Here is a 524-nt window from a genome sequence, read left to right on the forward strand (position 1 = left end):
AGGCTAACTTGTACGCCATCAGTGGTCGTGGTACTGGTTAGGTTGCTGTCGCCTTTAACATTAATGGTGTCGCCTAAGGCAAATTGGTTGTTGGTTGTACCATTACCAAATTTGATGCCTTTGTTAATCTCGGTAGTGTTGCTGGTCGTGCGACCATCTAAGTTACCTAATGCGGCGCCGACGTTGTTAACGGTTACCTTAGTACCGGTGTTACTGCCATTATCAAGCTCATAACTTGGGGCGTTAACTGTGCCATCCGCATTCACTGTTGAGTTACCACCTAAGCTGGTAGCAACAGACTGTGCAGTACCGAATAGCTGACCGCCATTAACCGCGTCAGTTGAGCCTGTGCCGATAGTGCCCGCTGCAACGTTGACAATCTTGTTGCCACCGTTATCAAGGCCGTTGTTGCCTAAGACCACATCGCTATTGGTACCACCTGTTAAGGTGATACTGCCAGCACCAACAGTGGTGGTTTCTGGGTTGATAGGATCACCGTTAGTGACGAATAAGCCATTGTCATC

1 pseudogene is annotated in these 524 nt (G+C 48.7%); it reads right to left on the reverse strand.

Features of this window, described 5'->3' with window-relative positions:
* Positions 1-524 (reverse strand): annotated as a pseudogene (locus TT11_RS16560) (hypothetical protein); the annotation flags it as partial.

It is taken from the genome of Psychrobacter sp. JCM 18901, from assembly GCF_000586435.1.
Lineage (GTDB): Bacteria > Pseudomonadota > Gammaproteobacteria > Pseudomonadales > Moraxellaceae > Psychrobacter.